Source organism: Micromonospora sp. NPDC049799 (assembly GCF_040656655.1).
GTDB lineage: Bacteria > Actinomycetota > Actinomycetes > Mycobacteriales > Micromonosporaceae > Micromonospora.
On the sequence record NZ_JBFAMU010000325.1, the window covers coordinates 1 to 5,667 of the forward strand.

The 5,667-nt window shown below is 71.9% G+C and carries 5 protein-coding genes; 1 reads left to right on the forward strand and 4 read right to left on the reverse strand.

Features of this window, described 5'->3' with window-relative positions:
- The 4 genes from AB0I76_RS21140 to AB0I76_RS21155 form a co-directional block, all read right to left on the reverse strand.
- On the reverse strand, positions 1–2,209 hold a 2,209-nt coding region (locus tag AB0I76_RS21140), incomplete at its 3' end, for a phosphoketolase family protein (RefSeq protein ID WP_357038022.1).
- Positions 2,210–2,353: 144 nt separating this feature from the next.
- Positions 2,354–3,175, reverse strand: coding sequence for a universal stress protein (locus AB0I76_RS21145; RefSeq protein ID WP_357038025.1), 822 nt, complete (start codon positions 3,173–3,175; stop codon positions 2,354–2,356).
- A gap of 107 nt (positions 3,176–3,282) precedes the next feature.
- Positions 3,283–4,107, reverse strand: a complete 825-nt coding sequence (locus AB0I76_RS21150) for an oxidoreductase (RefSeq protein ID WP_357038028.1) — start codon at positions 4,105–4,107, stop codon at positions 3,283–3,285.
- Positions 4,104–4,667: a helix-turn-helix domain-containing protein gene (locus tag AB0I76_RS21155; protein ID WP_357038031.1), complete on the reverse strand. Its 564-nt coding sequence runs from the start codon at positions 4,665–4,667 to the stop codon at positions 4,104–4,106. The genes AB0I76_RS21150 and AB0I76_RS21155 overlap by 4 nt, the downstream gene beginning before the upstream one ends.
- Before the next feature lie 581 nt (positions 4,668–5,248).
- Here AB0I76_RS21155 and AB0I76_RS21160 point away from each other — a divergent pair.
- On the forward strand, positions 5,249–5,667 hold a 419-nt coding region (locus tag AB0I76_RS21160; RefSeq protein ID WP_357038034.1), incomplete at its 3' end, for a hypothetical protein.

Sequence of the window (5,667 nt, forward strand, 5' to 3'; positions counted from 1 at the left end):
GGTCCAGGTCGTTGAGCATCACCATGTCGAACGGCGTGGTGGTGGTGCCCTCCTCCTTGTATCCGCGTACGTGCAGGTTGTCGTGGTTGGTCCGCCGGTAGGTGAGCCGGTGGATGAGCCAGGGATAGCCGTGGTAAGCGAAGATGACCGGCCGATCCTGCGTGAAGATGGTGTCGAACTCGGAGTCGGTCAGCCCGTGCGGGTGCTCCGACGACGGCTGAAGTCGCATCAGGTCGACCACGTTGACCAATCGGACCCTCAGCTCCGGCAGGTGCCGGTGCAGCAGGTCCGCCGCGGCGAGGGTCTCCAGCGTCGGCACGTCGCCGGCGCAGGCGAGCACCACGTCCGGCTCGCTGCCGGCGTCCGTGCTGGCCCAGTCCCAGATGCCCAGGCCGCGCCGGCAGTGCTGGATCGCCTCCTCCATCGACAGCCAGTTCGGCGCCGGCTGCTTCCCGGCCACCACGACGTTGATGTAGTGCCGGCTGCGCAGGCAGTGGTCCATCGTGGACAACAGGGTGTTGGCGTCCGGCGGGAGGTAGACCCGGACGACCTCGGCCTTCTTGTTGGCCACGTGGTCGATGAAGCCGGGGTCCTGGTGGGAGAACCCGTTGTGGTCCTGCCGCCACACGTGGCTGGACAGCAGGTAGTTCAGCGACGCGACCGGCTGGCGCCAGGGGATGCCCCGGGTCACCTTCAGCCACTTCGCGTGCTGGTTGAGCATCGAGTCGACGATGTGGATGAAGGCCTCGTAGCTGGTGAAGACGCCGTGTCGGCCGGTGAGCAGGTAACCCTCCAGCCAGCCCTGGCACAGGTGCTCGGAGAGGACCTCCATCACCCGTCCGTCCGGCGAGAGGTGGTCGTCCCCGGGGACGGTGGCGGCCATCCAGGCCCGGTCGGTGACCTCGAACGCCGCGCCGAGCCGGTTGGAGGCGACCTCGTCCGGCCCGAACAGGCGGAACGTCTCCGGGTTGGCGGCGATCACGTCGCGGATCCACGTGCCCAGCGCGCCGGTGGCGCCGGCGACCGTGTCGCCCGGACGCGGTACGTCCACGGCGTAGTCGCGGAAGTCCGGCAGCGCGAGGTCGCGCAGCACGACACCGCCGTTGGTCACCGGGTTGGCGCTCATCCGCCGGTCTCCGCGCGGCGGCAGGTCGGCCAGGTCGGCGACCGGGGCGCCGGTGGCGTCGAACAGCTCCTCGGGCCGGTAGCTGCGCAGCCAGCGCTCCAGGTCGGCCAGGTGCTCCGGGTTCTTGCGGACCTCCGACAGCGGCACCTGGTGCGCGCGGTAGGTCCCCTCGACCTGCTTGCCGTCGACCTCGCGCGGGCCGGTCCAGCCCTTCGGCGTCCGCAGGATGATCATCGGCCAGCGGGGACGCTCGACCGGTCCGCCCGAACGGGCCCGCCGCTGGATCTCGGCGATCTCGTCGAGGACCCGGTCCATGGTGGCGGCCAGCGTCTGGTGCACGCGGACCGGGTCGTCGCCCTCCACGACGTACGGCTGGTAGCCGAAGCCGCGCATCATCGCGCTCAGGTCGTCGGCGGGGATCCGCTCCAGCACGGTCGGGTTGGCGATCTTGTAGCCGTTGAGGTGCAGGATCGGCAGCACCGCGCCGTCGCGGGCCGGGTTGAGGAACACGTTGGAGAGCCAACTGCCGGCGAGCGGACCGGTCTCCGCCTCACCGTCGCCGATGACGCAGGCGACCAGCAGGTCCGGGTTGTCGAACGCCGCGCCGTAGGCGTGGCTGAGGGCGTACCCCAGCTCGCCGCCCTCGTGGATCGAACCCGGCACCTCCGCCGCGACGTGGCTGGGGATGCCGCCGGGGAACGAGAACTGCCGGAACAGCTCGGCCATGCCGGCCTCGTCTCGGCCGACGCCGTGGTAGCGCTCGCTCCAGGTGCCCTCCAGCCAGGTGTTCGCGACGATGGCCGGGCCGCCGTGGCCCGGGCCGGTCACGAAGATGGCGGGCAGGTCACGGGCGACGATGACCCGGTTGAGGTGGGCGTAGAGCAGGTTCAGGCCGGGGCTGGTGCCCCAGTGACCGAGCAGCCGCGGCTTGACGTGCTCCGGCCTGAGCGGCTCCCGGAGCAGCGGATTGTCCAGCAGGTAGATCTGCCCGACCGTCAGGTAGTTCGCCGCCCGCCAGTAGGCGTCCAGCCGGCGCAGCTCGTCTTCGGTCAGGGGGCTGTGCAGGTCGAGAGCGGTGTCCATACTGTCGAGCCTCTCGCGGTTGGGGGAGTCGTGCATCCTTAGAACGCCGATTCGCCTTCGAGCTTCGCCGGATCGGCCGCTGTGGATCAGTGCCGTTGGTCCCGACTCGCCCGGACGTGCGACCCGGTACGCCCGCCGGGACCGTCACGCGCCGTCGCCCGGCGGGGCGGCGATTCCCCGTACGACGATCACCGGCGACGGCGCGTGGTACAGCAGGGACTGGCTGACGGCGCCGAGCATGCCGCGCCACGGATCGTCACCCCGTGCGGAGACCACGGACAGCTGGGCCGAGCGGGACTGCTCGACCAGGACGGTGCCGGGATCGCCGCGGATGGTGTGGCACTCGGCGGACACCTCCGGGTGTGCCGCCCCGCAGCGGGCCACGATCCCGGCGAGCAGGTCCGGGTCGTCGGATCCGTCCTCCTCGACGACCCGGACGACGAGCAGCCGCGCCTCCCGCCGGGCGGCGCAGTCGTACGCCCAGGCCAGGGCCCGCTGCGAGCTGGCGGAGCCGTCGACGCCGACCAGGACCGGCCCCTGCGGGGGCGGGTCGCGGCGGGCGACCAGCACCGGACTGCCCGCGCGGGCGGCCAGCTGCACCGCCGGGGCATCCGTCGGTACGCAGGTCGCGCAGTTGGCCATCCCGCCGTCGCCGACGGCGACCAAAAACGCCGTCTCCGACCGGCGCACCAGGGCTGGCACCGGTCCGCCCTCGACGATCTCCCCGCTGACCGGGACCGCCGGCTCCACCTCGTTGGCCGCGGCCGCCGCCCGGGAGATCAGGTCCTCGGCCTCGGCGCGGGGCCCGGCCACCGACTGGGCCTCGAACGCGCCCGCCCAGTCGAACGCGTGCACCAGGTGCAGCGGGCGGTCGTGCGCGGCGGCCTCCTGGGCGGCCAGGCGGACCAGCGGCAGGTTGCGCTCCGAGCCGACCCCGACCAGCACCGCGTCGGTGGGTGCGGGCATCGGACATCACCTCCGCAGGCGTCGCGCCCGGCTCTCACCCGAGGCTAGTCGCGGCGCCGCGGCGGCGGGCGGGATCGTCCGGTTCACCCGCCCGCTCCGGTCCCCGGTCAGCGGAACTGGTACCGGTTGACCGAGTCGAACACGCGCGCACCGAACAGGCGGCGGGTGTGCACCATGGCCCACGCCGCCGCCGTGACCAGGTACCGGGTCCGTGGCCGGCGGGCGGTCACCGCGCGCTCGATCACCCGCGCCACCGTGTCCGGAGTGGCGGCGAGCAGCTTGTTCCCGTACGACGTGGACATCGCCGCGTCGACCGCGGCCACCATGCTCCCGTACGGCCCGGACGGGTCCGCGCCCGCGCCGAGGGAATCGGCGGCCACCGCGCCGAAGCCGGTACGGATCAGGCCGGGTTCGATGATCGCCACGTCGATGCCGAAGGGTCGCACCTCCTGGCGCAGCGCGTCGGAGATGGCCTCCACCGCGTACTTGCTGGCGTGGTAGTAGCCGCCGCCGGGGAAGACGATCCGGCCGCCCATCGAGCTGACGTTGACGATGCGGCCCTTCCCCGCCCGGCGCATCCCGGGCAGCACCAGCTGGGTGAGTCGGCTGAGCCCAAACACGTTCGTCTCGAACTGCGCCCGGACCCGGGCCATCGGGGTCTCCTCGATCGGGCCGTACTCACCGTAACCGGCGTTGTTGATCAGCACGTCGACCTGGCCGTGCTCGGCCTCGATGGCGGCCACGGCGGCGGCCATCGACGCCTCGTCGGTCACGTCGAGGGGGAGCAGCCGGGCGCCGGCCTCGGCCAGGTCCGCGATCGCCTCGACCTTGCGGGCGGTCGCGTAGACGGTCAGCTCGGGGCGGCGGGCGAGCCGTCGCGCGGTGGCCCGGCCGATGCCGGAGGAGGTGCCGGTGATGAGGACGGTGGTCATGAGAGGTCTCCAGGCTTCTCCAGCCCGGCCACGACGAGCGCGACGCCGTCGCGCAGCCGCTGCCGGGGCAGGTCGGGGTCGGTGAGGTCGGCTTCCAGGCCGCGGGTGAGCGCGACCAGCACCTCGGCCACCGCGCGGGCCCGCGAGCCCGCGCGGTCGGCGAGCGCGCCGGCCACCACGTCGGTCAGCTCCCGGGTGTACGCCTCGACGAGGTCCCCGGTCAGCCTGGTGCTGGTGTCGAGCAGTTCGGCGGCGTGCCGGCTGTCCCGGTGCAGGGTCAGCGTCAGCTCCAGCTTCGCACCGAGCGCCGCCGTGAGCCGCTGAGCGGTCGAGGCGGCCGGATCGGCGGCGGCGGCCCGCGCCTCGGCGAGTGAGCCGGCGAAGAGTCGCTCGGCGAGACGCCGGTACGCGTCGTCCTTGTTGCGGACGTACTGGTACACGGCGGGACGGGACATGCCGGCCGTGGCCGCGATGTCGTCCATCGTCGTGCGGCGCACGCCGTGGCGCGTGAAGCACTCGTACGCGGCGGCGAGGATGGCCTCCAGACGTTCATTCGACATACTGACAACTCTTGCACATATCGTCAGACCGTCAAGTGTGTCCGCCACCACCCGCGACCACCAGCCCCGTCCCGGTATCACTGAAACCGGCGCATCGACCCCATCCGGACACCCCGACTTCACGGCGCCCGAGTCGATCAACAACCAGACCGAGGTCCTCCCAGACGGCTGTGGGGTCCTGGGTCACCGTGTCCGGTCTCGCCTCGGGTGTCCGGTTTTGGGAGTGTGACCGGGGGCATCCTGGCGGCGGAATGGTGGCCGGTCGGGGGTCGTTACATTGGTGGACGATCGAGCAGGACGCGCAGCCCCAGGCGTGGGTCGCCCGGCGCCGGAATGTTGGTGGCCGGCCGGTCGTTGAATCCCCTCGACGAACACGGGACCGCCGACTGCGGGTCCCCGGCCCCCGGAATGACGGCGGGCGGCCGGTCGTTACATCCCCCTGGCACCGCGGACGAGCAACCCCCTGCTCCGGTGAGCGTGTGCCGATCCCCTGAACTTCCTTGAGCACCGGATGGTGCCTCGCACCCCGGCATGGCCGATCCCCCTCGGCCCGGGGTGCTGACCCCCGAAGGAGCTTCCTCATGAACACGATCCTGCGTAAGAGCGTTCTCGGTATCGCTGGTATCGCCTTCGCCGGTGGCATCTTCGCCGGCCCCGCCACCGCCGCCCCGGCCGTCGAGTCGACCCCGGTCGCCGTGGTGCAGGCCGACAAGGCCGACACCGGCAAGCTGATCCCGCACGGTGTGCAGGGCAAGCAGTCCCACATCGACCTCACCGACGAGCAGGTCGGCAACGTCAAGGCGATCATCGCCGCGACGAAGAAGGCCGACATGGACCAGCGCGCCGCCGTGGTCGCGATCGCCACCGCGCTGCAGGAGTCGAAGCTGGAGAACCTGGGTCACCTCGGTGAGCGCAACGACCACGACTCGCAGGGCCTGTTCCAGCAGCGCCCGTCCTCGGGTTGGGGCACGGTCGAGCAGATCACCGACCCCGAGTACTC